General features: G+C 73.8%; 23 protein-coding genes. 10 read left to right on the top strand and 13 right to left on the bottom strand.

The genetic code is table 11. The annotated features are described in order from the left end of the window. Position 1 precedes the first annotated feature (1 nt). Positions 2-733 (top strand): hydrogen peroxide-dependent heme synthase, encoded by a 732-nt coding sequence (gene hemQ / locus IE258_RS25930; RefSeq protein ID WP_030404097.1) that lies wholly within the window; start codon positions 2-4, stop codon positions 731-733. Here hemQ and IE258_RS25935 read toward each other — a convergent pair whose 3' ends face one another. The 4 genes from IE258_RS25935 to IE258_RS25950 all read right to left on the bottom strand — a co-directional run bounded on the left by IE258_RS25935 (position 734) and on the right by IE258_RS25950 (position 5,583). After that, positions 734-2,335 carry an alpha/beta hydrolase gene (locus tag IE258_RS25935; protein WP_189747255.1) on the bottom strand — a complete coding sequence of 534 codons (1,602 nt, stop codon included), beginning with the start codon at positions 2,333-2,335 and terminating at the stop codon, positions 734-736. Positions 2,336-2,455: 120 nt separating this feature from the next. Then, a complete protein-coding gene (locus tag IE258_RS25940) occupies positions 2,456-3,253 on the bottom strand; it encodes a TIGR04222 domain-containing membrane protein (RefSeq protein ID WP_189747257.1) in 798 nt (265 codons plus the stop codon). A 115-nt stretch (positions 3,254-3,368) separates the two neighbouring features. Continuing rightward, positions 3,369-4,697, bottom strand: coding sequence for an MbnB/TglH/ChrH family RiPP precursor modification enzyme (locus tag IE258_RS25945; RefSeq protein ID WP_189747259.1), 1,329 nt, complete (start codon positions 4,695-4,697; stop codon positions 3,369-3,371). Between the two features lie 136 nt (positions 4,698-4,833). Beyond that, positions 4,834-5,583, bottom strand: a complete 750-nt coding sequence (locus tag IE258_RS25950) for a peptidyl-tRNA hydrolase (RefSeq protein WP_189747262.1) — start codon at positions 5,581-5,583, stop codon at positions 4,834-4,836. A gap of 44 nt (positions 5,584-5,627) precedes the next feature. Here IE258_RS25950 and IE258_RS25955 point away from each other — a divergent pair, with 44 nt between their 5' ends. Then, entirely contained in the window at positions 5,628-6,488 is an 861-nt protein-coding gene (locus IE258_RS25955; protein ID WP_189747263.1) for an ATP-binding cassette domain-containing protein, read from the top strand. Further along, the gene (locus IE258_RS25960) at positions 6,485-7,159 is read left to right on the top strand and encodes an ABC transporter (protein WP_189747265.1); all 675 of its coding nucleotides are present in this window, start codon (positions 6,485-6,487) and stop codon (positions 7,157-7,159) included. The genes IE258_RS25955 and IE258_RS25960 overlap by 4 nt, the downstream gene beginning before the upstream one ends. Here IE258_RS25960 and IE258_RS25965 read toward each other — a convergent pair. The 9 genes from IE258_RS25965 to zapE all read right to left on the bottom strand — a co-directional run bounded on the left by IE258_RS25965 (position 7,151) and on the right by zapE (position 16,242). Continuing rightward, positions 7,151-7,378, bottom strand: a complete 228-nt coding sequence (locus IE258_RS25965; RefSeq protein ID WP_189747657.1) for a hypothetical protein — start codon at positions 7,376-7,378, stop codon at positions 7,151-7,153. The genes IE258_RS25960 and IE258_RS25965 overlap by 9 nt on opposite strands. A gap of 17 nt (positions 7,379-7,395) precedes the next feature. Next, complete coding sequence (locus IE258_RS25970; protein ID WP_189747267.1) at positions 7,396-8,274, bottom strand: polysaccharide deacetylase family protein; 879 nt, start codon at positions 8,272-8,274, stop codon at positions 7,396-7,398. Positions 8,275-8,360: 86 nt separating this feature from the next. Beyond that, entirely contained in the window at positions 8,361-9,884 is a 1,524-nt protein-coding gene (locus IE258_RS25975; protein WP_189747269.1) for an FAD-dependent oxidoreductase, read from the bottom strand. 67 nt (positions 9,885-9,951) lie between these two features. Beyond that, on the bottom strand, positions 9,952-11,334 hold the full coding sequence (locus IE258_RS25980) for a PhoX family protein (RefSeq protein WP_189747271.1): 1,383 nt from the start codon (positions 11,332-11,334) through the stop codon (positions 9,952-9,954). An 89-nt stretch (positions 11,335-11,423) separates the two neighbouring features. Next, positions 11,424-12,209, bottom strand: coding sequence for a slipin family protein (locus tag IE258_RS25985; RefSeq protein WP_087806620.1), 786 nt, complete (start codon positions 12,207-12,209; stop codon positions 11,424-11,426). Positions 12,210-12,369: 160 nt separating this feature from the next. Then, positions 12,370-13,860: a SulP family inorganic anion transporter gene (locus tag IE258_RS25990; protein ID WP_189747273.1), complete on the bottom strand. Its 1,491-nt coding sequence runs from the start codon at positions 13,858-13,860 to the stop codon at positions 12,370-12,372. Positions 13,861-13,868: 8 nt separating this feature from the next. Beyond that, a complete protein-coding gene (locus tag IE258_RS25995; RefSeq protein WP_159328216.1) occupies positions 13,869-14,450 on the bottom strand; it encodes a carbonic anhydrase in 582 nt (193 codons plus the stop codon). Between the two features lie 88 nt (positions 14,451-14,538). After that, entirely contained in the window at positions 14,539-14,940 is a 402-nt protein-coding gene (locus IE258_RS26000) for a hypothetical protein (RefSeq protein WP_189747275.1), read from the bottom strand. Between the two features lie 189 nt (positions 14,941-15,129). Next, positions 15,130-16,242, bottom strand: a complete 1,113-nt coding sequence (gene zapE / locus IE258_RS26005) for a cell division protein ZapE (protein WP_189747277.1) — start codon at positions 16,240-16,242, stop codon at positions 15,130-15,132. A 176-nt stretch (positions 16,243-16,418) separates the two neighbouring features. Between zapE and IE258_RS26010 the strand changes: the two genes are divergently transcribed. From IE258_RS26010 to IE258_RS26040, 7 genes are all read left to right on the top strand, one after another. Further along, complete coding sequence (locus IE258_RS26010) at positions 16,419-17,222, top strand: pyrimidine reductase family protein (RefSeq protein WP_189747280.1); 804 nt, start codon at positions 16,419-16,421, stop codon at positions 17,220-17,222. Positions 17,223-17,438: 216 nt separating this feature from the next. Further along, a complete protein-coding gene (locus IE258_RS26015; protein ID WP_189747282.1) occupies positions 17,439-17,912 on the top strand; it encodes an indole-3-glycerol phosphate synthase in 474 nt (157 codons plus the stop codon). Positions 17,913-17,975: 63 nt separating this feature from the next. Beyond that, positions 17,976-19,364 (top strand): UDP-N-acetylmuramate--L-alanine ligase, encoded by a 1,389-nt coding sequence (gene murC, locus IE258_RS26020; protein ID WP_189747284.1) that lies wholly within the window; start codon positions 17,976-17,978, stop codon positions 19,362-19,364. A 24-nt stretch (positions 19,365-19,388) separates the two neighbouring features. Continuing rightward, positions 19,389-19,796, top strand: a complete 408-nt coding sequence (msrB, locus tag IE258_RS26025) for a peptide-methionine (R)-S-oxide reductase MsrB (RefSeq protein ID WP_052837422.1) — start codon at positions 19,389-19,391, stop codon at positions 19,794-19,796. Between the two features lie 231 nt (positions 19,797-20,027). Then, the gene (locus IE258_RS26030) at positions 20,028-21,182 is read left to right on the top strand and encodes an ABC transporter ATP-binding protein (RefSeq protein WP_189747286.1); all 1,155 of its coding nucleotides are present in this window, start codon (positions 20,028-20,030) and stop codon (positions 21,180-21,182) included. Then, a complete protein-coding gene (locus tag IE258_RS26035; RefSeq protein WP_087806612.1) occupies positions 21,179-21,880 on the top strand; it encodes an ABC transporter permease in 702 nt (233 codons plus the stop codon). Before IE258_RS26030 ends, IE258_RS26035 begins: the two co-directional genes overlap by 4 nt. After that, positions 21,877-22,542, top strand: coding sequence for an ABC transporter permease (locus tag IE258_RS26040; protein ID WP_087806611.1), 666 nt, complete (start codon positions 21,877-21,879; stop codon positions 22,540-22,542). Before IE258_RS26035 ends, IE258_RS26040 begins: the two co-directional genes overlap by 4 nt. Positions 22,543-22,582 lie beyond the last annotated feature (40 nt).

Raw genomic sequence — 22,582 nt, forward strand, 5'->3', positions numbered from 1 at the left:
CATGAGTGACGACGCCTCCACCCCCGCCGCCGAGCGGATCCCGAACAAGGGCAAGCTGGCCAAGGACCTCAACGAGGTCATCCGCTACACCCTCTGGTCCGTCTTCAAGCTCAAGGACACCCTCCCCGAGGACCGCGCCGGGTACGCCGACGAGGTCCAGGAGCTGTTCGACCAGCTCGCCGCGAAGGACGTGACGATCCGCGGCACCTACGACCTGTCCGGGCTGCGCGCGGACGCCGACCTGATGATCTGGTGGCACGCCGAGACCGCCGACCAGCTCCAGGAGGCGTACAACCTCTTCCGCCGCACCAAGCTCGGCCGTGCGCTGGAGCCGGTCTGGTCGAACATGGCGCTGCACCGCCCCGCCGAGTTCAACCGTTCGCACATCCCGGCCTTCCTGGCCGACGAGACGCCGCGCAACTACATCAGCGTCTACCCGTTCGTGCGCTCCTACGACTGGTACCTGCTGCCCGACGAGGACCGCCGCCGCATGCTCGCCGACCACGGCAAGATGGCCCGCGGCTACCCGGACGTGCGCGCCAACACGGTCGCCTCCTTCTCGCTGGGCGACTACGAGTGGATCCTCGCCTTCGAGGCCGACGAACTGCACCGCATCGTCGACCTCATGCGCCACCTGCGCGGCTCCGAGGCCCGCCGCCACGTCCGCGAGGAGATCCCGTTCTTCACGGGGCGGCGCAAGGACATCGGCGAGCTGGTCGCAGGGCTGGCCTAGTCATCCCTTCGGTGCCGCGGCCTGCCTCGGCTTCGGTTCCGGGCGCGGGGCGCACGACGTGTCCCGCGCCGGGAGGCGGTCCTCCAGCAGGTACGCCTCCAGGTGGCCGTTGACGCAGTCGTTCGGGCCGCCCGCGATGCCGTGCGTCCCGGCGTCCCGCTCGGTCACCAGCACCGAGCCGGCCAGCCGCCGCCGCAGCTCCAGCGCCCCCTCGTACGGCGTCGCCGCGTCCCGCTCGGCGGCCAGGACCAGCGTCGGCGGCAGCTCCCCCGGCGCGGTGCGCACGTCCAGGGGCTGCTGCCGCGGCGCCCGCCAGTAGGCGCACGGCAGGTTCGTCCACACGTTGTCCCAGGTCTCGAACGGCGCCCGGCGGGCCAGCCGGGTGTTGTCCCGGTCCCAGACCTCGAAGTCGGTCGGCCAGGGCGCGTCGTTGCACTCGACGGCCGTGTACACGGCGTTGGAGTTCTCCGCCCCGGCCGCGCCCTCAGCGGTGCGCGTGCCCGCCTGGTCGATCAGCGGCTGCGGGTCGTCCTTCAGATAGGCCGACAGCGCCTCTGCGCGGTGCGGCCAGTAGTCGTCGTAGTACCCGGCCTTCAGGAACGCCCCCTGCAACTGCGCGGGCCCCACCGTCCCGCCCGCCGGCCGGGCGGCCAGCCGCGCGCTCGCCTCCTCGTAGGCGTCCTGGACCTCCCTCGCCGTGTCCCCGAGCCCGTACACGGCATCGTGCCCCGCGACCCACTCCTTGAAGTCGTCCCAGCGGTCCTCGAACGCCTCCGACTGGTCCAGGTTGTTGCGGTACCAGACCTGCTCCGGGGCCGGATTCACCACCGCGTCGAACACCATCCGCCGTACGTGCGAGGGGAACAGCTCGGCGTACAGCGCGCCGAGGTAGGTGCCGTACGACGCGCCCATGAACGTGAGCCGCCGCTCGCCCAGCGCGGCGCGGACGACCTCCAGGTCACGGGCGTTGTTGAGGGAGTGGTAGTGCCTCAGCGCGTCCCCGCCCCGTGCCGCGCAGTCGCGGGCGTACGCCTCGGCCTCGGCGGCGCGCTCCTTCTTGTACGCCTCCGAGGGCTGCGTCGGCGCCGGCCGCGGCCCCTTGAAGAAGTCCCCGGGGTCCTGGCAGGACAGGGGCGCGGAGGGCGCGACCCCGCGCGGGGCGTAGCCGACGAGGTCGTAGGCGGCGGCGATGCGCTTCCACTCGGGCACCATGCCCACCAGCGGGAAGTACAGCCCGGAGGCGCCGGGGCCGCCCGGGTTGTAGAGGAGGGCGCCCCGGCCGGGGACCTCGCGCCCGGCGTCCTCCGGGTCCTCGTGGGTGGCCCGCATCCGGCTGACGGTCAGCTCGATTCGCTTCCCGTCGGGGTGGGCGTAGTCCAGCGGCACGGACACGGTGCCGCAGCGCATGCCGCCCGGCAGGTCCTCCGCCTTCGGGCACCTGCCGAACTCGATCCCGGCCGCCGCCGCGCGCCGGGCGGCCACGGCGGTGCCGTGCGCCTCGGCGGACCCAGGTCCGGCCGGGGGCACCGACTGAGCCGGGGCGGCGGCGAGGGTGGTCAGCAGCAAGGACCCGGCGGCCGAGTAGAGGGCGGCAGCTCGCATCGCGTATCCCTTCGGTGGCACGGGGAGTGACACAAGGGATGTTTGGGGCACCGGCCGGGCGGGGCAAGCACCGCCCGCGGGTGTCGCCGCCGAGTGCCTCCGTGCGCCCCCGGGGCCGCGTCAGGCCCGGCGCTCCCAGTGGTCCCCGGCGTACTTCTCGCGGTGGGCGAAGGCCGCACGCAGGTCCGGTTCCCCGATCGCGTGCACGCCGCGCACGGCGACCGAGGTGAGGAAGGTCCGGTCGTCCGCCGTCCCGTCGGCCTGCCGCACGAGCGCGCCGACCAGCCGCTGCCCGGCGGGGGAGGCCCAGCGCGCGTACGGGTGGATCTCCATGCGCGTGATGGCGAGGCACCCGAGCGTCAGGGCGAGCGGCAGCGCGAACCAGAGGGCGATGAGCAGACGCGGCTCGGTGGCGGGCAGCGGCAGTGCGAGCGCCACCAGGCCGAGCGCACACACGGTCACCGCGGCGACCCGCACCCGCCGCACCCCGGCCGCGACCCCGCCGGCGCCGCCGTCGGGCACGGCGAGACCCGCCCCGACCAGCCGGTCGGCCAGGCTCCGTACCGCGTCGGCGGCGGCCGCGGCGGCCCGTACCGGCGCTATCCGCGACTGCCCGCCGGGCCCTATCGCCCCTATGACCGACCGCTCCATGTCGTCCCGGCCGCAGGGGTCGACGACGGTCGCCCAGCCGGTGTGCGCGAGCAGCAGCCGACGCTGGCGCGCCATCGAGACCAGCGTCAGGTCGGCCACCCGCCGCGGACCGCCGGACAGGAACGCCGCCTCGTACAACGTCAGCGTGTGCTCACCGACGGCGGCGTGCGGTTCGACGGCCGCCGCGCGCACGGCGGCCAGGCACAACCGCAGACACGCGAGACCGGCGACGGCCCAGGCCGACAGGAGGAAAAGGACCCAGAACATGCCGTACTTCTATGCCAAGGGCTTTCGCCGGCGCCATGGCCTGTTCACATTTCGGGACGCAGTGTTGTGGGTATGTGACGTTCCGTTTGGTGATGTCCCCCGGGGTCGCCCCGGTTCAGCGGCGCAGCAGAACACGCCTGGTCGCACGGGCCAGACGGGCCCCGGGACGCGTCGACCGCGGCACCGGTCCCGACCGCTCCAGCCACCACTCCCGCAACTCCCGCCGCACACCCGGGTCCTCGCCCTCCTCCGGCGCCGTCCGCAGCACGTGTGCGACGAAGTCGAGGGCGTCCCGCCGGTAGCCGCCGGTCATCGGACGGTCCTGCGCGTAGGCGAGGAAGGCGGGCCGATACCGCGCACCCAGGATCACCGGCAGCTCGGGCGCGACCTTCCCGACCACGTCGGCCCGCTTCCCGGCCAGCGCCCGCGCCTGCACCCCCAGCCGCACCCGGTCGAACCCCTCGGGCACAGGCGTCCCCGCGACCAGCGCGGACAGCAGCGCGGCCTGAGCCAGCCCGAGCCGCTGCCGCACGGCGTCGTCGGCGCCGACAGGGGCAGGGGCAGGGGTACGCGAGACGCGCGGGGCCGTCCCTAGCCCGCCGGTCGCCTTACGCGCGGCCCGCCCCTTGTCGAGGGCCACGCGGATCGCCTCCACCTCGCCGTGCAACTCGTCGCCTTCGGGGAAGTTCTCGTCCCGTTCCAGCAGCACGCCCGGCGGCGCGACGCGAGAGGCGAGGTCGGTCAGGATGTGGAGCACCGGCCGCGGAACGGGGTGGGCGTGGCTGTCGTGCCACACGCCGTCCCGCTCGAAGCCGCCCGCGACGTGGACGTAGGCGATGGCCTCCAGGGGCAGTTCGCCGAGCGCCCGGGCCGGGTCCTCACCCAGGTTCACGTGGTTGGTGTGCAGGTTCGCCACGTCGATCAGCAGCCGCACCCCGGTCCGGTCGGCCAGCTCGTACAGGAACTGCCCCTCCGTCAGCTCCTCGTCCGGCCAGGAGACCAGCGCGGCGATGTTCTCCACGGCGAGCGGCACGGGCAGCGCGTCCTGGGCGATGCGCACGTTCTCGCACAGCACGTCGAGGGCGTCCCGGGTGCGGGGGACGGGCAGCAGGTGACCCGCCTCCATGAGGGGCGAGGCGGTGAGCGCCCCGCCCGCCCGCACGAACGCGATGTGCTCGGTGACCAGCGGCGACCCCAGGACCTCCGCCCGCTCGGCCAGCGCCGCCAGCCGCCCGGCGTCCGGCCGGTCCGCCCCGCCGAGCCCGAGCGAGACCCCGTGCGGCACGACGGTCACGCCGCGCTCGCGCAGCCGCAGCAGCGAGTCCGGCAGGTGCCCGGGACACAGGTTCTCGGACACGGCCTCGACCCAGTCGATGCCGGGCATCTCCTCGACGGCGTCCGCGATCTCCGGCCGCCATCCGATGCCGGTGCCCAGTCGTCGCATGGCCGATCCCTCCCTCCGCGTCGTCATGACCGGGGTATCGCCCGCGCGACCGGGCCCGAACCCCGCTCAGGGCGCCTTCAGAGGAACATTTGAGGTTCGCGGGCCACTCCGGGCCCCTGCTGGTTCGCCCCCGCGACTACGGGCGCGCCCGCCGCAGCGCCGGGTGGTCCGCCACCACCGTGCACGAGCCCGGCGCGATCTCCGTGAACCCGGCGTCGCGCACCACCGGCAGGCCGCCCGTGGTGAGGCCGGTCCAGCGGGCCGGGTCCGCGGTGCGCACCGACAGCGGGAAGCCCGCGTCGCGCCACGCCGCCCGCTCCCCGTCGGACAGCTCCCACCAGGCGAGCTGCGCACCGTGGCCCGCCTGGGCCATCGCCTTGCCCGCCGACATGTCCAGGTCCGGGTTCAGCCAGAGCACCGGCGCGGCGGGGTCGGCGTCGGCCGGCGGCTCGGGGTCGTCGAGGTCGGTGCCGGACACCTGGAGGCGGGCCAGGTCCTTGGGCCAGCCGTCCAGGGGGACGGGCGGGAAGACCCGCACCTCGGCGGTCTTGCCGGTGACGGTGATGCCGGGCAGGGCCTCGGCCCGCCGCCACTCCGCGCCGCGGGCCCGCCGCACGACCTTGCGGATGCGGGCGTCCTGCCAGTCCCGCATGGCCCGCGCCCACGCGCCGTCGCCGGTCGACCGCTCGTCGCCGAGCATCACCAGCACCGCCCGGGCCGCGGTCTCCAGCGCGTCGGTACGGGGCGGCGGCGCCGCCCGCTCGATGCGCACCACCAGGGGCAGCACGAACTGCGGCGCGAGGTCGCGGTCCCCGGGCTCGGGGCGGAAGGGGCTGTCGGAGACGGGAACGGGCGCGGGGACGGGTGTCGTCGGGTCGTTGCTCACGTCCTCCAGTCTGCCAACCCGCGCGCCTGGGAGAGTATGGCCCCATGCGACGCGAGCTACGGCTGGACGGCGTGGGACGCCGCTACGCCCTGCGCGGCCCCTGGGTGCTGCGCGGGGTCGATCTGGCGGTGGAGCCCGGCACCCTCGTCCGCGTCGAGGGTGCCAACGGCACCGGCAAGTCGACGCTGCTGCGCCTGCTCGCCGGGATCGACGCGCCCACCGAGGGCCGCGTCACCGGCCGTCCGCGCACGGCCTACGTCCCCGAACGCTTCCCGCCCGCCCTGCCCTTCACCGCCGCGCGGTACCTCACCCACCTCGGCACCGTCCACGGGCTCTCCCGCCGGACGGCGGCCCGTGCCGCGGGGCAGTGGCTGGAGCGGCTGGGCGCCGCGGGGTACGCGGACACCCCGCTGACCAGGCTGTCCAAGGGCAGCAGCCAGAAGGTGGCGGTGGCGCAGGCGCTGCTCGCCGAGCCGGAGCTGCTGGTGCTCGACGAGGCATGGACGGGGCTCGACGCCGAGGCGCGGGCGGAGCTGGAACGGGCGGTGGCCGAACGGACGGCGGACGGCGGGACCGTGGTCTTCGTCGACCACGATCCGGGCCGCCTGGCCGGGGCGAGCGACGCTGTGTACGTCGTGCGCGACGGCACCCTGCACCGCCGTACCGGACTGGAACCGGAACCGATGCCGTCCGGGCCCCGGGTGGTCGTACGGGTCCAGGGTCCGCCCGGTGCCGCACTGCCCGGCGACGTGCGCCGAACGGCCGCGTCGGCGGAGGAGTCCGGCCCCGGCTGCCACACGCTCACCGTCCCCGCCTCGCACTCCGACGTCCTGCTGCGCACCCTGCTGACCGCCCGGCCGCCCTGGCACGTGGTGGGCGTGCACGCCCCGGAGGACCGCCGATGACCGCTCTGCTGCGCTACCAGACCGCGCTCCTGCTGCGTTCCCAGCGCTGGCTGCCGCCCGTCGTCCTGTACGCCGCCGCGCTCGGCATCGGGGTGCAGGGCGGGCAGCCGGTGCTCGACTCGCTGGGCTGGGCGGCGGCCGTGCTGCTGCCGGTCGCGGCCTGGCTGGTGCGGATCTGCGTCACGTCCGAGCCGCCCGCCGCGCGGGGATGCGTGTCGGCGGCGCGCGGTCCGGCGCGGGCCCACCTGGCCCCCGTGCTCGTGGCGCTGGCCGCCGCGGTGGTCCTGGGCGCGGCGGCGACCGTCGTCGTGACGCTGGTCAGCGACCCCGTCAGCACCGGTCGCGCCACGCGCGTGCCCCCGCTCCCGGCGGCCGGTGCCGGGCTGCTCGCCGCCCTGGTGTGCGCCCTGCTCGGCACCGCCGTCGGCGCGCTCACCGCCTGGCCGGTGCTGCGCTCGCCCGGACGTGCGGTCCCCGCCCTGCTGCTGGCGGCCCTGCTGGCGCTGGTGGCGTCGGGGTCCCCGGCGCGGGCGGCGGTCGGCGACCTGGTCGCCGGGTCGAAGTCGGGCGCGGTCCCGCTGCCCCTGCTGCCGCTGGCCGGGGCGGTGGTCGTCGCCGTGGTCGCGGTCGCCGCGGCCTGTGTGCTCAGCTCGCGCAGACCTTCAGCCTGAGCAGGCGGTGCGCTGCGCCTCCTGCCACTCGCAGACCGGGCAGAGCGTGATGCCCCTGTACGACTCCGGGTACTCCGTGGGCTCCCGGCACTGCACGCACTCGGCGTACGGCGGGCCGTCGGCCTTCGGCGGCCGGGGCGCGTCGATCAGGCAGTAGCCGCCGGGCTCGCAGCCGGTGCCGTCCGCGCCGTTCGGGTCCTGGCCGTGGTCGCTGTCCATGTCTCCAGCGTAGGACGTCAGGCGTGCCCGTTCGCGGCGCCGATCAGTTCCGAGACCTTCGCGAAGCGGTACCCCTGGCGGCGCAGCTCCGGCACCACCGCCCGCACCACCTTCTCGGTCACCGGGGCGGCGCTGCGCGTGCAGTGCATGACGACGACCGAACCCGGCCGTACCCCGTCGAGCACCTGCCGGGTCACCGCGTCGGCGTCCGTGGCGAAGGCGTCCCCGCTCACCACGTCCCACTGCACGGCGGTGACCCCGGTGGCCGACAGCTCCTCGAGGGCCGCCTTGTCGTAACAGCCGCCGGGGAAGCGGAAGTACGGCATCGGATGCGCCACCCCGGCCTTCTCGAAGGCGGTGTACGCCCGCTCCAGGTCCGAGCGCATGCGGTCCGCGGAGACGGTGGGCAGGCCGTAGCAGTCGTCGGTGTAGGCGTAGTGGCTGTAGGAGTGGTTGGCGATCTCGAACCGCGGGTCCCGGCCGATGGAGCGGGCCTCGTCCGGGTACTCCTCGGCCCAGCGGCCGGTCATGAACACCGTGGCCGGCACCTTCAGCTCCCGCAGCGCCGCGATCAGCCCCGGGTTGTCGAACCGCTCGCCCGACGCCGCCCGTGGCCCCTGGTCGGCGGTCATGTCGGCGTCGAAGGTGAGGGCGACCAGCTTGCCGTCCTTCGCGCCGCCCTTCGTGCCGCCCGTGCGCGGGCCGTGCTCGAAGACGGGGGTCAGGCCCGCGGGGCCGGGGGCGAGGGTGGGCGTGGGCGTCCGGGAGGCGGACGGGGACGGGGCGGGAGCCGAGGGTGCCGGGCGGGGGGCCACCTCGGTCCCGGTGGTTCCGCAGGCGGTGAGGGCGGCGCCCAGGACACAGAGCGCGGCGGCGTGTCGTACGAGAGGGATCACCGTACGAACGTAGGAGTGGGATGTTCGGTTTGTATGACTACGTCCGTCGACGTGCCGCCACTCTCACCCGCCCGGTCCAGCCGGTGTCAGATGTCCCGCTGCTCCAGCGGCTTGGTCGCCGGGCCCTCCAGCACCGTGCCGTCCGTGGCGAAACGGGAGCCGTGGCAGGGGCACTCCCAGGCGCGCTCGGCCGCGTTGAAGTCGACCAGGCAGCCCAGGTGGGTGCAGCGCGGCGAGACGGCGTGCAGCGCGCCCTCCTCGTCCCGGTAGACCGCGAGCCGGTCGCCGCCCGCCCGGACCACCGCGCCCTCGCCCGGCGGCAGCGCGTCCACCGGCGGCGCGGGCCGCAGCCGGTCGCCGACGAAGTGCCGGGCCACCTCGGCCTGCGTCTTGAGCAGCGCGGGCGCCTCACGCACCGCCGTGCGCAGCCGGCGCGGGTCGTACAGCCCGCTCCAGGCGCACTCCTCGCCGGCGATCTGCGCGGTGAGCAGCCGGCCCGCCATCATGCCGCCGCTCAGTCCCCAGCCGCCGAAGCCGGTGGCGACGTAGGTGTGGTGCGCGCCCGGGTGCAGCGGGCCCGCCATCGGCACGGTGTCGGTCGGGTCGATGTCCTGCGTGGCCCAGGCGTGGGTGCGCTCGACGCCGGGGAAGTGCTCGTCCGCCCAGGCGGCCAGCCGCTCGAAGCGCTCTCGGGTGTCGCCCGTGCCCGGCGTGAAGTGCTCCCCGGTGACGAGGAGCAGCCGACGGCCCGGCTCGTCCAGGGGCGCCGTACGCACCGAGCGGGTGTTCTCCTCCGGCGTGATGTACATGCCGTCGACGTCGCGGTCCGCCTCGATCGCCCCGGCGACGACCAGCTCGCGGCGCGGGGAGAGACGGGCGAAGAGCAGCGCCCGGTCGAAGATCGGGTAGTGCGTGGCGACCACGACGTCCCGGGCGGTGACCGTCGCCCCCGCTTCGGTCCGCACCCGGCACGGCTCGCCCTCGTCCAGGCCCTGGACGGTGGTGCCCTCGAAGATCCGCCCACCGTGCGCCTCCAGGTCCGCGGCGAGGGCCAGCAGGTACTTCAGGGGGTGGAACTGGGCCTGCCCGGTCACCTTCACGGCGCCTGCCACCGGGAACGGCAGCCCGGTCTCCGTCACGAACGACGCCGGCAGCCCGGCCTCCTTCGCGGCCGTCGCCTCCGCCCGCACCTCGTCCACGCGGCCGGGGTCGCGGACGTACGTGTACGCGTCGCGCGTCTCCCAGTCGCAGTCGATGCCCAGCTCCGCGACGATCCCGGCGGCGCGCTCGATCGCCTCGGACTGCGAGCGGGCGTACAGGCGGGCGCCCTCGGGGCCGCGGGTGCGGCGCAGCCTGTCGTAGACCAGGGTGTGCTGGACGGTCAGCTTGGCGCTGGTGTACCCGGTGACACCGGCGGCGACCCGCCCGGCCTCCAGCACCGCCACGCTCCGCCCGGTCCGGGTCAGCTCCCAGGCCGTACTGAGCCCGGCGACACCCGCGCCGATCACGGCGACATCGACGTCGAGATCCTCGGCGAGCGCGGGACGGGGCGCACCGCCCGGTGCCGTCTGAAGCCAGTACGAGCCGTTGACCTGCACGTTCTGAGTCATGCGGCCCGGGTACCCCGTGGCCGCGGCTTCAGTGACCGGACGCTGCGCCCCGCCTGCAACCCGGCCGCTACCCGCGCCAGGGACCCGTCACGGCGAAGGTGGTGCCGGGCGTGTAGCAGTTGACGAACATGGTGTCGCCGTCCGGGGAGAAGGTGACGCCGGCGAACTCACCCCACTCGGGCTCCTCCTCGGTGCCGATGTTCTGCGCGCCCCGGGCCATGGCGTACACCTCGCCGCGCCGGGTCACGCCGAAGACGTGCTGCGCGCCGTTGCCGTCCTCGCAGACCATGAGGCCGCCGCTGGGCGCCAGGCAGATGTTGTCCGGGGACTCGCCGGGCAGCTGCACGTCGGTGTCCGGGCCGAAGACGATCACCAGGGTGAGCCGGCGCCGCTCGGGGTCGTAGCGCCAGATCTGGCCGTAGTGGTCGGCGGCGGAGCCCTCGTCGCTGTGGGCGAAGGACGACACGAAGTACACGCTCCGCCCGCCCCAGTAGCAGCCCTCCAGCTTCTGGGCGTGGGTGATGCCGCCCCGGCCGAAGTCCTGGAAGCGGATCGGTGTCCCGTCGGCCAGCGGGTCGGGGACGTCCACCCACTCGATGCGGTCGAAGGTGGCGCCCGTCTCCTGGATCGAGGACAGGTCGGGCACGCCTGGCACGCGCATCGCCTGGAGCCTGCCGCCCGCCCGCAGGGAGCCCCGGCCGCCCAGCGGCTTCTCGGGCAGGAACCGGTAGAAGAGGCCGAACGGCCGGTCGAAGGCGTCCTCCGTCTCGTAGACGACCCCGCGCCGCGGGTCCACGGCGATCGCCTCGTGCTGGAAGCGGCCCATCGCGGTCAGCGGCACCGCGCCGGTGCGGTGCGGGTCGACCGGGTCGACCTCGAAGATGAAGCCGTGGTCCTTGGTGTAGCCGTTGGTCCCCGCCCGGTCCTCGGTCTCCTCGCAGGTCAGCCAGGTGTGCCAGGGCGTCGGCCCGCCCGCGCAGTTGACCGCCGTACCGGCGATGGCGACCCGCTCGGACAGGACGTGGTTGCGGGAGTCCAGCTCCAGCGCCGTACAGCCGCCCTTGCCCTCCGGGTCGTACGTCAGACCCTCGACGGTGGGGACGGGGACGCGGCCGTCGGCGCGGTTCTCGTGGTTGCGGACCAGGTGGGTGGTGCGGCCGTGTCTGCCGGAGGAACGCCCGGGGAAGGCGGACATGCCGTCGTGGTTGGACGGCACCGGGCCCTCCCCGGAGCGCAGCCGGTCGCCCTCGCGGGACAGCACCCGGTAGCGGAAGCCCCGGGGCAGGTCCAGCAGGCCGTCGGGGTCGGGGACCAGGGGGCCGTAGCCCGTGCGGCCCAGGGACTGGGCGGCCGCGGTGCCGGCGAAGAGTTCGGAGAGGGCGCCGGTGAAGGCGATGCCTGCGCCCAGGGCTCCGGTACGGGCGAGCACCTGGCGGCGGGTTGCGGACATGACGGTGACCTTCCTGCTGGCGGACAGGACTGTGACCCGCCGTGTCTATCACCTGCCAGGAGTCCCGGGAACCACGCGCGTAGCTCGTGTCACCGCCCGACCGGCTGCTCCGGGTGCTCCTGCGCCTTCTCCAGGAACCGCAGCAGCTCCACCGGGAAGGGCAGCACCAGGGTGGAGTTCTTCTCGGCGGCGACCGCCACGACCGTCTGGAGCAGCCGCAGTTGCAGGGCCGCCGGCGTCTCGGACATCTGCCGGGCCGCCTCCGCGAGCACCTTCGACGCCTGCAGTTCGGCGTCCGCGTTGATCACCCGGGCGCGCCGCTCCCGGTCGGCCTCGGCCTGCCGGGCCATCGAGCGCTTCATGGTGTCCGGCAGCGAGACGTCCTTGATCTCGACCCGGTCGATCTGCACGCCCCAGCCGACCGCGGGGCTGTCGATCATCAGCTCGAGACCCTGGTTCAGCTTCTCCCGGTCGGACAGCAGGTCGTCCAGGTCGCTCTTGCCGATGATGGAGCGCAGCGAGGTCTGCGCCATCTGCGAGACGGCGAACCGGTAGTCCTCGACCCGGACCAGCGCGTTGGCCGCGTCGACGACCTTGAAGTACACCACCGCGTCCACCCGCACCGTGACGTTGTCGCGGGTGATGCCCTCCTGCGCGGGCACGGGCAGCGTGACGATCTGCAGGTTCACCTTGTGCAGCCGGTCCACGAACGGCACGATCATCGTGAACCCGGGACCGCGCACCTCGCCCGCGAGTCGTCCGAGCCGGAAGACCACCCCGCGTTCGTACTGCCGGACGACCCGCGCCGCCGCGGCGACGTAGAGGACGCCCGCGCTGCCGACGGCCGCGGCCGCGGTCAGAAGCTCCTGGACCATGGCGACCTCCTCACTCGGAGGACGGTTTTTCACCCTTTCTGTCACGATAGGCCCGCCGCCGGGTCCAGGGCCATGCCCGGGACCCGGCGGCGGGCCTCCCGCTGTGCGCCGGTATGCCGCACCCGGCCTGCTACACGCCGGCGTGCTACACCCCGGCCTGCTACACGCCGGCCTTCTGCGGTTCCGTGACCTTCACCGGGTCCGTGCCGGTGGCGCTGTGCCGTTCGGCCCAGTTCTCCAGGGCCGTGCGGCAGGCGTGGTCCAGGTGGTGCAGCCCGGACAGGTCCAGCTCGACCGGGCGGTCCTGCGGCAGCGCCTCCAGTCCCTCCAGGATCTTCGGGAGCCGCAGGAAGGTCGCGTTGCCGGTCAGATGCGCCTGGACGGGGCCCGCGCCCTTGTCGACGATCTCCAGCTTGAGGTGCGAAGCCTCCCAGGCGGTCTTGACCACGGACAGGGCCAGACCGATCAGTACGCCCTCGAACATGTTGACCGCGACGATCGAGACGGCCGTGACCACCAGGATCAGCGCCTCGCCCCGGTGGTCGCGCCACAGCGGCAGGATGCTGCGGAACGGGATCAGCTTCCAGCCCGCGTGCACCAGGATGCCCGCCAGCGCGGGCAGCGGGATCAGGCCCAGCACGGACGGCAGCAGCGCCGCGAACAGCAGCAGCCACACGCCGTGCAGCACACGGGACGCCTTGGTGCGGGCCCCCGCGGCGACGTTCGCGGAGCTGCGCACGATGACCGCGGTCATCGGCAGCGCGCCGAGCACACCGCACACGGTGTTGCCCGCGCCCTGCGCCATCAGCTCCTTGTCGTACTCGGTGCGCGGCCCGTCGTGCAGCCGGTCCACCGCCGCGGCGCTGAACAGGCTCTCCGCCGAGGCGATCAGCGTGAAGGCGACGATCGTGCCGAGCAGGCCCACGCTCGCCAGCTCGCCGAAGGCGTCGGCGCCGGGCGGCTGGATCACGTCCAGCAGGCCGCTCACCTGGACGGTCGCGACCGACAGTCCGAACGCCGCCGTGACGGCCGTGGCCAGACCGACCGCGGCCAGCGCCCCCGGCACGGTCCGCGCCCGCTGCGGCAGCCGCTTCCACAGGACCATCACCGCGACGGTGCCCGCGCCCAGGGCGAGCGAGGTCAGCGCCCCGGAGCTGCCCAGCGCGTCGGCGGCGGCCCCGGGCAGCCCGGTGAGCTTGTCGATGCCGGAGGCGGGGGCCTGGAGACCGGCGGCCGAGTAGAGCTGGCCCGCGATGAGCACCAGGCCGATGCCGGCCAGCATGCCCTCGACGACCGACAGGGAGATCGCCCGGAACCAGCGCCCCAGCTTCAGGGCGCCCATCACGAGCTGGACGATCCCGGTGGCGAGCACGATCACGCCGAGCGCGGGCAGTCCGTACTGGTCGACCGCGCCGAAGACCAGCACGGTCAGCCCGGCGGCCGGCCCGGAGACCTGCAGGCTGCTGCCCGGCAGGAATCCGGTGACCAGGCCGCCCACGATGCCGGTGACCAGGCCGAGTTCGGCCGGGACCCCGGAGGCGACGGCCACGCCCACGCACAGCGGGAGCGCGACCAGGAACACGACGAGGGATGCGGTGAGGTCCTGCCGCCAGTGCGGGAACCTCCGGTTCCGGCCGGCTATGAGGGACATGCCGGCCATCACAGGGTCTCGAACGCGTCGGTGTCCGCGCGGTGCGCGCGCACGCGGCCGGTGTGGACCTCGTAGTACCAGCCGTGCAGCCGCAGCCGGCCGTCCGCCAGCCGCTTCTCGACACAGGGGTAGGAGCGCAGGCGCAGCAGCTGCGCCAGCACGTGGTGCTGCACGGCCCCGGCGACCGTCGGATCGGCGGGATCGCAGGGCTCCGGTTCGTCCGCCGCGTGCGCCAGCCAGTCGCGCACGGCGGGTACGGCGGTCAGGTCGTCGCCGCGCACCAGCGCGCCGACGGCGCCGCAGTGCGAGTGGCCGCAGACCACGATGTCGCCGACGCCGAGGACCTCGACGGCGTACTCGACGGTGGCCGTCTCGCCGGAGGGACGCTCGGAGGCGTAGGGCGGGACGATGTTGCCGGCGGTGCGCAGCTCGAAGAGCTGGCCGGGGCGGGCGCCGGTGATCAGGGCCGGTACGACCCGGGAGTCGGAGCAGGTGATGAACAGGACTTCGGGCGACTGGCCTTCGGCGTGCCCGGCGAACTCCTCAGGGCGCTGTCCGAACGTACGGGCGTTGTCGATGAGGGGCTGCATGATGCGGTTTTCCTCCTGGCGCGCGGTGGGGTGCGCGTCGGACGGGTGGGGCAGATGTGGGGGTTGTGCCGGTGGTCCGTCAGGTCCGTCAGCAGCGGAAGACCTGGAGTGCCGCGGGGGCGTGGTCCGTCGTGGATCTCGGCCGGTGCTCGGTGGTACGGCCGGCCCTGACTGTGTCGGGCGCCGCCGGGGCGGCCTGCCGCGCCAGCGGGTGGCGAGGGCTGCCGGACTGCGGTGCGGCGGTGGTGCGGTGGCGGTCGCGGACGCGCGGTTCGGTGGTCGGCCCGCCCGGGCGGCCGCCCTCGCGGCAGGTGACGCTCTCGTCGTGCGACGCCGTGCCGGAGGGGATGGTTCCGGGGCGGGCGTGGGCCACGGCATCACCGCTTGTATGCGCGGATGCGAAGGATGCGGTGGGAGCGAAGAACTGGAGCGCGAACAGTACGGGGGTGAGGATCGCGACCACGGCCCGGGCCGCCGTACGTCGGTACACGCGGCCCCCCTCCAGGTAGTTCCTGCCGCTGGTGCATGCCGGGGAACAGGTCAATGCCCGGCAAAAGCATGGTCAATGCGCGGTCAAGAAACACGTTAACCCTGCAAAGGGCTTTGCAGGGTTAACGAGGCGTTACGTGCCGGAGAGAGCCTCAAAATGGCGGGTGGGTTGGCGGGAACCGACTGCCTCTCAGGGCGTGTCGACCAGGCGCCCGGCGTCCCGGGCCAGCGCGGTGAGCCGGGAGATCGCCCGGAAGTACTTCTTGCGGTAGCCGCCCTTCAGCATCTCCTCGCTGAACAGCCGGTCGAAGGGCAGTCCGGAGGCCAGGACGGGCACCTCGCGGTCGTAGAGCCGGTCCGCGAGCACCACGAGCCGCAGCGCCGTCGACTGGTCCGGCACCGGACGCACGCCGGTGAGGCACACGGCCGTCAGGCCGTCGGTCAGCGCACCGTAGCGGCTGGGGTGGACGCGGGCGAGGTGGTCGAGGAGGGCGGGGAAGTCGTCCAGGGAGGCACCCTCGGTGGCCCGCGCCGCACGGGTCACCTGCTCGTCGGAGTACGGCGCGGGGGCCTCGGGCAGACCGCGGTGGCGGTAGTCCTCGCCGTCGATGCGCAGGGCGCGGAAGTGGGCGGACAGGCCCTGGATCTCGCGCAGGAAGTCGGCCGCCGCGAACCGGCCCTCGCCGAGCTTGCCGGGCAGCGTGTTGGAGGTGGCGGCGAGTGCCACGCCGGCCTCCACGAGCCGGGCGAGCAGGCTGGAGACCAGGACGGTGTCGCCCGGGTCGTCCAGCTCGAACTCGTCGATGCACAGCAGGCGGTGACCGGAGAGGGTCTGCACGGTCTGCTGGAAGCCGAGGGCGCCGACCAGGTTGGTCAGCTCCACGAAGGTGCCGAAGGCCTTGCGGGACGGCTCCGCCGGGGTGGCGTGCCACAGGGAGGCCAGCAGATGGGTCTTGCCGACGCCGTAGCCGCCGTCGAGATAGACGCCGCGGGGGCCGGCGGGGGCCTTCGGAGCCTTGCCGCGGCCGAGCCCGAAGAAGCCGCGCCTGCCGGTCGCCGCCCCGGGCGCCTCGCCCAGCCCGCCCGCGAAGTCCTCCAGGACCCGGACGGCCTCGCTCTGGCTGGGCTGGTTCGGGTCCGGGATGTACGTGCCGAAGCGGACGGAGTCGAAACGGGGCGGAGGCACCATCTCGGCGACCAGGCGGTCCGCGGGGACACGGGGCTCACGGGCGCACAGGGAAACCGTGGCCGGAGCCGTCCCGGTTATCGGGGCGGGGACGGAGGCGGGGGAGGAGGACGACACGGTACTCAATGGTAGGGCCTGCCCCGGGGAGCCCTGCCGTCACCGGTCCGCGGCCCTGGGTGCAGCGCCCGGGCCCGGGCGGTCGCGGGACGGACTCCCCGGGGCGTTCGCGGGCCCGGTCGGCGGGGTCCCGGCCTGTGCGGTTGGGTCGTCGGAGCCGTGGAACACTGCACCCCATGCGACGCCTGCTCCCCGTGCCCCCCGTACCCCCCGCGACCGATCCGGCCGTCGGCCCGGGCGGCTCCGAGGCCGACCGGGAGTGGAGCCCGGCCGAGCTGGCCGCCGCCTACGCGTACCCCGAGCCGGACGGGCGCCGGCGGACGTGGCTGCGGGCCAACATGGTCTCCACCCTCGACGGTGCCGCCCAGCACGACGGCCGCTCCCAGCCCATCTCCAGCGCGGCCGACATGCGCGTCTTCGGCACCCTGCGCGCCCTGGCGGACGTGGTGGTCGCCGGTGCCGAGACCGTACGGCAGGAGGGGTACCGCCCGGCACGCGCGCGGGCGGACTTCGCCGAGGCGCGGCGGTCGGCCGGCCAGGCCCCCGTGCCGGCGATCGCGGTGGTCAGCGCGAGCCTGGAGCTGGACTTCTCCCTGCCGCTGTTCACCTCCCCGCTCGTGCCCACCCTGATCCTGACCGGAGCCGCCGCGGCCCCGGACCGGATCGCGGCCGCCGAGAAGGCCGGGGCCCGGGTGGTGATCGCCGGCGACGGCGTCGGGGTGGACCCGGCCCGTGCCGTCGGGGCGCTCGCGGAGCTGGGCCACACCCGGCTGCTGACCGAGGGCGGTCCCCGGCTGCTGGGTCAGTTCGTCACGGCCGGCGTGCTCGACGAGCTGTGCCTGACCGTCTCCCCGATGCTGACCGCGGGGGACGCGCAGCGGATCGCGGGCGGACCGGCGGTCGAGGTCCCGCAGCGGTTCGCACTGGTGTCCCTCCTGGAGGAGGAAGGTTTCCTCTTCAGCCGGTACCGGCGCGACTAGGCACATCCCGGCCCGGGCGGGCGGCGGCGACCGGACAGGGGTTCGGTCGTTACCGCACTTCCGGTAATCAGCGGAATCTCCCGTTCCGTTTAGCTCGCGCCGGGCACACTGATTCCGGCAGTACCCGTGCGATCACGGGGCAGGATGGTTTCCGCAGGGTCTGGTACGGCCTACGGAGGGTGGGCCCACGGGCCCTCGAAGGAGAAGGGGCGCCTGGTGTTCACAAGCGTTTTGATGATCGAGAAGGCCCTGACGTCCGCCGACGTGGAGTTCGTCACCACCTTGCACGGGGACGAGCAGGTCGGCTTCCACGTGCTGCTCCAGCCGCGCGGCGATCAGGCGGACCGCCTGCTGCGGGCCATCGACGACGTCGCCCTCGGCGAGCTCGACGACGCCGTACGCGAGGGGGAGACCCCGGAGGGCCGGGAGGCGCAGAGCGTGGGGGAGCGGGCCCTGGAGGTGTCCCTCACCGCCCTGCGCGCGTCCGGCGCCCAGGCCGAGGGGCGGCTCATCGAGGACCACCCGCTGGACGAGCTGAAGGCCCTGGTCATGGAGATCGCGGCCGACGAGGTGATCGTCCTGACCGACCCGCACTACGTGGAGGAGTTCTTCCACCGTGACTGGGCCTCCCGGGCCCGGCACAGGGTCGGCGTGCCGGTCCTGAAGCTCTTCTCGCACAGCAAGGCATAGGCTGGTGCCGCGCCCCCGCCCAGGGGGCGCGCCCACCGACGGATCACCCTGGGAGAACAGCGCATGGCACCCGGCCTTCCCACCGCCATGGACCGACCGCACTTCATCGGCATCGGCGGCGCCGGAATGTCGGGCATCGCCAAGATCCTCGCCCAGCGCGGCGCCGAGGTGGCGGGCAGCGACGCCAAGGAGTCCGCGACCGCCGACGCCCTGCGCGCCCTGGGCGCCACGGTGCACATCGGGCACGCGGCGGAGCACCTCGCCGACGACGCGAGCTGCGTGGTGGTGTCCTCGGCGATCCGCGAGGACAACCCGGAGCTGGTCCGCGCCGCCGAGCTGGCCATCCCGGTCGTGCACCGCTCGGACGCCCTCGCCGCCCTGATGAACGGCCTGCGCCCGATCGCCGTGGCCGGCACCCACGGCAAGACCACCACCACCTCGATGCTGGCGGTCTCCCTGTCCGAGCTGGGCCTCGACCCCTCGTACGCGATCGGCGGCGACCTGGACGCGCCCGGCTCCAACGCCCTGCACGGCGCCGGGGAGATCTTCGTCGCCGAGGCGGACGAAAGCGACCGCAGCTTCCACAAGTACGCCCCCGAGGTCGCCATCGTCCTCAACGTCGAGCTGGACCACCACGCCAACTACGCGTCGATGGACGAGATCTACGAGTCCTTCGAGACCTTCGCCGCGAAGATCGTCCCCGGCGGCACCCTGGTGATCGCGGCCGACCACGAGGGCGCCCGGGAGCTGACGCGCAGGCTGGCCGGTTCGGTGCGGACGGTGACGTACGGGGAGTCCGAGGACGCCGACGTGCGCATCCTGTCCGTCGTCCCGCAGGGCCTCAAGAGCGAGGTCACCGTCGTCGTCGACGGCGCCGAGCTGACCTTCGCCGTCTCCGTCCCCGGCCGCCACTACGCCCACAACGCCGTCGCCGCCCTCGCGGCCGGTGCCGCCCTCGGCATCCCCGCCGCCGAGCTGGCCCCCGCGCTGGCCGCCTACACGGGCGTCAAGCGGCGCCTCCAGCTCAAGGGCGAGGCGGCCGGCGTCCAGGTCGTCGACTCCTACGCGCACCACCCCACCGAGATGACCGCCGACCTGGAGGCCATGCGTGCCGCGGTGGGTGACGCCCGCATCCTGGTGCTCTTCCAGCCGCACCTCTTCTCCCGCACCCAGGAGCTGGGCAAGGAGATGGGCCAGGCGCTGAACCTCGCCGACGCCTCGGTCGTCCTCGACATCTACCCGGCCCGCGAGGACCCGATCCCCGGCGTCACCAGCGAGCTGATCATCGAGGCGGCCCGCGCGGCGGGCGGGGACGTCACACCGGTCCACGACAAGGGCGCCGCGCCCGCGCTGGTCGCGGGAATGGCGAAGGCCGGTGATCTCGTTCTCACCATGGGCGCGGGCGACGTCACGGACCTCGGACCGCGCATCCTGGACGAGCTGTCGAAGTAAGTCGAAGTAAGGGGCTGAGGACTCATGTCGTACGACGTCGAGAAGCCGGACGAGCAGTGGCGGGCGGAGCTGGCCCCGGCCGAGTACGCCGTGCTGCGCGAGGCCGCCACGGAGCCGGCCTTCACCGGTGAGTACACCGACACCAAGACCGAGGGCGTCTACTCCTGCCGCGCCTGCGGTGCGGAGCTGTTCACCTCCACGACCAAGTTCGAGTCGCACTGCGGCTGGCCGTCCTTCTACGACCCGAAGGACACCGACGCGGTCGAGCTGATCGAGGACCGCTCCCACGGGATGGTGCGCACCGAGGTGCGCTGCGCCCGGTGCGGTTCGCACCTCGGACACGTCTTCCAGGGTGAGGGCTACCCGACCCCGACCGACCAGCGGTACTGCATCAACAGCATCTCGCTGCGGCTGGAGCCGAAGGCGGGCTGAGCCGGCCGGTGAACCGAACGGCGGCCGGGAGCGGCACGGTGGACACCGTCGCTCCCGGCCGCCGTCGTTCGGCCGGGCAGATTTCCGGTGTGAACGCCCGAGCAGCGGGAAGGAGTCGCCCCGGAGCAACGGGGGCCCCGCGCAGCAGCCGTCTACACTCGACCGGCGACGGCCCCACCGACCGCGGCCGGAGCGGGCAGCTTCTGCCAGACCCGAAGGGTATTCGGCGTTTTGATACGGATGGACTCAGTCACCAAGCGGTACCCGGACGGCACCGTGGCGGTCGACCGGCTGACGCTGGACATACCCGACCGCTCGATCACGGTCCTGGTCGGCCCCTCGGGCTGCGGCAAGACGACCACCCTGCGGATGATCAACAGAATGGTCGAGCCCACCGAGGGAACGATCCTGCTCGACGGCGAGGACCTCCAGCGGCAGGCCGTCACCACACTGCGCCGGTCCATGGGGTACGTGATCCAGAACGCCGGGCTCTTCCAGCACCGGACGATCCTCGACAACATCGCCACCGTGCCCCGCATGATCGGCTGGGGCAAGCAGAAGTCCCGCGAGCGGGCCGCCGAGTTGATGGCGCGGGTGGGGCTCGACGCCTCCCTGGCCAAGCGGTACCCCTACCAGCTCTCCGGCGGCCAGCAGCAGCGCGTCGGCGTGGCCCGGGCGCTCGCCGCCGACCCGCCGGTGCTGCTCATGGACGAGCCGTTCTCCGCCGTCGACCCCGTCGTCCGCAAGGGACTGCAGGACGAACTCCTGCGCATCCAGGACGAACTGGGCAAGACCATCGTCTTCGTCACCCACGACATCGACGAGGCCATCAAGCTCGGCACCATGGTCGCGGTGATGCGCACCGGCGGCCGGCTCGCCCAGTTCGCACCGCCCGCCGAGCTGCTGTCCGACCCCGCGGACGACTTCGTCGAGGACTTCCTCGGCGCCGACCGCGGCATCCGGCGGCTCTCCTTCTTCCCCTCCGCCGCCCTGGAGCTGAGCACCGGCCCCGTCGTGCGCGCCGACGCCACCGCCGAACAGCTCGCCGCCGCCGACGGCGCCGCCCACCTGCTGGTCACCGACGCGGACGACCGGCCGCTGGGCTGGGCCGAGCCGGGCGAGCTGGCCGCGGGGGACCTCGCGGCCGGGCGGCTGCTGTCCTACGGGCGGCCGTTCGTGCCCGGCACCGACTCGCTGCGGGCCGCCCTCGACTGCGCCGTGCTCTCGCCCACCGGCTGGGCCGTCGCCGTGGACGTCGACGGCCGGGTGACCGGCGTCGTCTCACAGCAGACCATCGGCGAGGCCATCCGCTCCGCCCACGGCGCGGCGGACTCCGGCGACGCGCGGACCGAGGAGCCCGCCGACGTCACGAAGGTCGCCCCGTGAACGGCTTCTTCGACATACCGAGCGACCTCGACAACACCTACTTCGGTCTGATCGGCCTGCATCTGCGCGAGGCGCTGCTGCCGGTCCTGGCCGGACTGCTCGCCGCGCTGCCGCTCGCCCAGCTGTGCGTGCGCTTCCGCTGGCTGTACCCGCCGGTGCTCGGCGTCACCACCGTCTTCTACGCCATCCCGTCGCTGGCCGTCTTCGTGGTCCTCATCGACTACACCGGCCAGACCGAACTCACCGTGATGATCCCGCTGGCCGTGTACAGCCTGGTGGTGCTCGTCCCGGCGATCGTCGACGGCGTCCGCTCCGTGCCCGAGGAGACCCTGGCCGCGTCCACCGCCATGGGCTTCGGGCCACTGCGCCGCTACCTCCAGGTGCAGTTGCCGATCGCGGTGCCCGCCATCCTCGCCGGGCTGCGGGTGGCGGTGTCGGCGAGCATCTCCCTGGTCAGCGTGGGCGCCCTCATCGGCAACCAGGGCGCCCTCGGCAACCTGCTCGCGGACGCCCAGAAGTACGGCCGGCCGGAGTTGGCGGTGAACTCCGTCCTCACCACCGCCGTACTGGCGATCCTGTGCGACGCGCTCCTCGTCCTGGCCCGGAACCTGCTGACCCCGTGGATGCCCCGGGGCAAGCGGCAACGCCCGAAGGAAGCCGCCGCGCGGCCCGAGCCCAAGGAGGCGGCGGCCCGGTGAACGTGCTCCACTTCGTCAACGCCTTCTTCAGCGACAGCGCCCACTGGCACGGCTACGACGGCATCCCCGGACGCCTGCTGGAACACGTCCAGTACACGCTGATGGCCCTCGGTCTCGCCGCCGCCATCGGATTGCCGGTCGGGCTGCTGACCGGGCACACCGGGCGCGGCGGCAACGCCGTCGCCTTCGTCGCCACCGCGGCCCGCGCCCTGCCCAGCTTCGGACTGCTGGTGCTGATCGCGGTCGCCGTCGGCATCGGTCTGCTGCCCGTGATGATCCCGCTGGTCGTGCTCGCGATCCCGCCGATCCTGGTGACCACCTACGAGGCCGTCCGCTCCGTCGACCCCTCCCCGGTGGACGCCGCGCGGGGCATGGGCATGCACGAGACCGGCATCCTCTTCCGGGTCGAACTGCCCGTCGCCCTCCCGCTGGTCCTCAGCGGGCTGCGCTCGGCCGCCATCCAGGTCGTGTCGACGGCCACCATCGCCGCGTACGTCAGTCTCGGCGGGCTCGGCCGCTACATCATCGACGGGCTCTACCAGCGCGACTACGAGAAGGTGGTCGGCGGCGCCACGCTGGTCGCCCTCATGGCGCTCGTCACCCTCGCGGTGTTCTGGGCGGCCGGGCGGCTGGCCGTGTCGCCGGGGGTGCGCAGACGTTGACCGCGCAGGGCGGTGGAGAAACCGTAACCAGGCCGTTCTT

Origin of the sequence: Streptomyces tendae, from assembly GCF_014650435.1 — a bacterium.
In the GTDB taxonomy this organism is placed as follows: domain Bacteria; phylum Actinomycetota; class Actinomycetes; order Streptomycetales; family Streptomycetaceae; genus Streptomyces; species Streptomyces tendae.

Coding starts and splice junctions, on each gene's coding strand:
- IE258_RS25985 (WP_087806620.1), bottom strand. CDS start 12,209: ATGGTCCAGGAGCTTCTGACCGCGGCCGCGGCCGTCGGCAGCGCGGGC.
- IE258_RS26010 (WP_189747280.1), top strand. CDS start 16,419: ATGCGACGCCTGCTCCCCGTGCCCCCCGTACCCCCCGCGACCGATCCG.
- IE258_RS25955 (WP_189747263.1), top strand. CDS start 5,628: ATGCGACGCGAGCTACGGCTGGACGGCGTGGGACGCCGCTACGCCCTG.
- IE258_RS25980 (WP_189747271.1), bottom strand. CDS start 11,334: ATGTCCGCAACCCGCCGCCAGGTGCTCGCCCGTACCGGAGCCCTGGGC.
- IE258_RS25995 (WP_159328216.1), bottom strand. CDS start 14,450: ATGCAGCCCCTCATCGACAACGCCCGTACGTTCGGACAGCGCCCTGAG.
- IE258_RS25990 (WP_189747273.1), bottom strand. CDS start 13,860: ATGTCCCTCATAGCCGGCCGGAACCGGAGGTTCCCGCACTGGCGGCAG.
- IE258_RS25940 (WP_189747257.1), bottom strand. CDS start 3,253: ATGTTCTGGGTCCTTTTCCTCCTGTCGGCCTGGGCCGTCGCCGGTCTC.
- IE258_RS25965 (WP_189747657.1), bottom strand. CDS start 7,378: ATGGACAGCGACCACGGCCAGGACCCGAACGGCGCGGACGGCACCGGC.
- IE258_RS25945 (WP_189747259.1), bottom strand. CDS start 4,697: ATGCGACGACTGGGCACCGGCATCGGATGGCGGCCGGAGATCGCGGAC.
- msrB (WP_052837422.1), top strand. CDS start 19,389: ATGTCGTACGACGTCGAGAAGCCGGACGAGCAGTGGCGGGCGGAGCTG.
- IE258_RS25975 (WP_189747269.1), bottom strand. CDS start 9,884: ATGACTCAGAACGTGCAGGTCAACGGCTCGTACTGGCTTCAGACGGCA.
- murC (WP_189747284.1), top strand. CDS start 17,976: ATGGCACCCGGCCTTCCCACCGCCATGGACCGACCGCACTTCATCGGC.
- IE258_RS25960 (WP_189747265.1), top strand. CDS start 6,485: ATGACCGCTCTGCTGCGCTACCAGACCGCGCTCCTGCTGCGTTCCCAG.
- hemQ (WP_030404097.1), top strand. CDS start 2: ATGAGTGACGACGCCTCCACCCCCGCCGCCGAGCGGATCCCGAACAAG.
- IE258_RS25935 (WP_189747255.1), bottom strand. CDS start 2,335: ATGCGAGCTGCCGCCCTCTACTCGGCCGCCGGGTCCTTGCTGCTGACC.